The sequence below is a fragment of the Moorena sp. SIO4A1 genome (assembly GCF_010672065.1).
GTDB lineage: Bacteria > Cyanobacteriota > Cyanobacteriia > Cyanobacteriales > Coleofasciculaceae > Moorena.
Map to the genome: position 1 here is coordinate 1 of NZ_JAAHHX010000260.1, position 2,591 is coordinate 2,591.

The 2,591-nt window shown below is 45.0% G+C and carries 3 protein-coding genes; all 3 read right to left on the reverse strand.

Going from position 1 to position 2,591, the window contains the following annotated elements:
• Nucleotides 1-171: 171 nt before the first annotated feature.
• Nucleotides 172-924 (reverse strand): 3-deoxy-manno-octulosonate cytidylyltransferase, encoded by a 753-nt coding sequence (gene kdsB, locus F6K53_RS37020; protein WP_293084538.1) that lies wholly within the window; start codon nt 922-924, stop codon nt 172-174.
• The gene (locus tag F6K53_RS37025; RefSeq protein WP_293084541.1) at nt 924-1,922 is read right to left on the reverse strand and encodes a KpsF/GutQ family sugar-phosphate isomerase; all 999 of its coding nucleotides are present in this window, start codon (nt 1,920-1,922) and stop codon (nt 924-926) included. Before F6K53_RS37025 ends, kdsB begins: the two co-directional genes overlap by 1 nt.
• The coding region (locus tag F6K53_RS37030; protein ID WP_293084544.1) for a glycosyltransferase at nt 1,919-2,591 on the reverse strand (673 nt) is incomplete at its 5' end. The genes F6K53_RS37025 and F6K53_RS37030, both read right to left, overlap by 4 nt.

Here is a 2,591-nt window from a genome sequence, read left to right on the forward strand (position 1 = left end):
CTCCTGCAATTAGGGTTAAAGGACAGCGATCTCCTATCGAAAGTGTATTCGTGATTTGAGTACTAGTCATGTATCTAGCTAAAAATAAACTTTATACTTTTAAGATGATATTGATGATATTAGTGATTTGGGTTGAGATACTTTGTTTTGTAACGTAGATGATTTTGATGACTACTGATGAGTACTTTCCTTGGCTTTATCTTGTATTAATCTGTTTGCTTTAGCTAAATCTTCAGGCGTATTAATTTCTAACACGGCCTTTTGGGTCAGGCAAACCCGAATCTGAAACCCATGCTCCAACACCCGCAACTGTTCTAAAGCTTCACACTGTTCAAACGGGGTTGCTGACAATTGGGCGTATTGCGCTAAAAACCTCCGATCAAAGGCATAGAGTCCTAAGTGATGATACACCGGAAGACTTTTACCATGATTACGTAAGTAAGGAATCTGGGAGCGAGAGAAGTAAAGTGCATGACTATGCTGGTCGCAGAGTACCTTAACTGTATGGGGATCGGAATAACCTGACTCAAAGTTCAAAGGACAAGCTAAAGTAGTCATTTCAGGAGAATCCCCTTTGAGATAGGGACTTACCAATTGAGTTAGCATCTGAGGAGTTACAAAAGGTTGGTCTCCCTGAACATTCGCAACTGCTACCATCTCTGGATAGCGCTCTGCGACCTCTGCCACCCGATCCGTACCAGTCTCATGGTCAGAGCGAGTCATTTCCACTACACCACCAAACTGCTGCACGCAGTCTACAATGCGCTGATCATCGGTGGCCACCACCACCTTGCCAAAGTCAGGACAACACTTCGCCGCTTCATATACTCGCTGTACCATAGGCTTATCGCCAATCTTAACTAAGGGCTTACCCGGAAAGCGCTGTGACCCATACCGGGCAGGAATTACCGCAAGAATTTTCATTATACTAACCCACTTCGCAACACATCATGGAGACGTAACAGCCCTAAACAAACATGATTAGAATCAACCACTGGCAAGACTGAAATTTGTGATACTCGGTTTTCCATGATTTGGAAAGCCTCATAGGCGAGAATGTCCGGGGTTACCGTCACAGGGTCAGTGGTCATAATTTGACCTGCCTTTAATTTACTCAGATCAGCTGATGATATCTTTTGTACCCAACGACGCAAATCACCGTCGGTAATTAACCCCAGTAAACATCCTTTGTCATCCACAATATTTACAGCACCAGCACCACCATTGGTAATTGCACTTACAATCTCTAGCCAGGAAGCCTCCAGCCCTAATGCCTGGTTATTTGCCTTCTGCTGCATTAAATCAGCAACCTTCAGCGTCAACCGTTTGCCCAACCGACCTGCCGGATGGTTAAAGGCAAAGGCTTCGGGAGTTACCCCTTTGATATGAGTCAGAGTCATGGCCAGCGCATCGCCAATGGCCAATGCCACAGTCGTACTTGCGGTTGGAGCTAAGTTTAAAGGACAGGCTTCGCGATCGACACCGGCATTGAGAACCACATCAGCCTGCTGAGCCAGGGTGGACTCGAGATTACCGACAATGGTAATAATCGGCACCTGACGATACTTTAGATGGGGCAAAATCTCGATCAATTCGTCAGTCTCACCCCCATTGCTGAGTAGGATGGCGATATCTGAGCCTGTCACAATACCGAGATCGCCATGGAGGGCATCACAGGCATGCAAGCAGATGGCCACAGTACCAATGCTGGTAAGGGTAGCGGCAATTTTTTGAGCCACAATGCCCGATTTGCCCACGCCCGTAATCACAACCTTACCCTGACATGTGGCTAACAGTTTCAAAGCTTTTTCCACCTGGTCGAATTGCAGGCGCTCTGCAGCTATGTTGATAGCTTTGGCTTCCAGTTTGAGAAGTTCAATGGTATGGTAAATGGAAGTTGACGGAATAGCCAAGGTGTTCATATACCTAACTTGAAAAGTTTCTTCGCAATATGGCAGAATTTATTCTTAATTAAGCTATATTTATTATGAATTTTGGGGGAATTTCCCTGAAGGATGTTTTGACGGACGTAGGCACGCAGCTGACTGAGTTGAATATCTCGCTGGGTGATGTACCCTGTTTCACGGGCTTCTTGAAAATATTGAAACCACAGTTCACCGTAGGGATGATTAGGATATTTCCAGGGTTGGGTTCTGAGGTTGGTATAATGGATTAACTTCGTGTCGTTGTCGTAGTAGTCAAAAACATTCCAGTGAGAGTCGAGTTGTCCTACTTTGAAGGGATGATGGGCTAAAAAAGCCGGAGCCATGCAGGAGAAATCGGTGTAGGTGTAAAGACCTTGGTCAATTTCATTGTAGTAGCTCTCCAAGTCAAAGCGAGCGCTCTCGCAATTGATCAACATTACACTCAAGCCCCAGAGATTATTGCTTTGATGATCGTAGGCTTCCCCTTTGGCCAGAAAATCGTAATCATTGAGTGGGGTATCAAAAAGTTCAGCAATATCAGCCAAACAAACTGTATCTGAGTCAATCCAGATGGCTTTTCCCTGATAATTACAAATTTGAGGGATTAGGAAGCGGTAGAGACTGAACTCAGTTATACTTTGATATTTGAGCTTAAGGGAGAGGGGA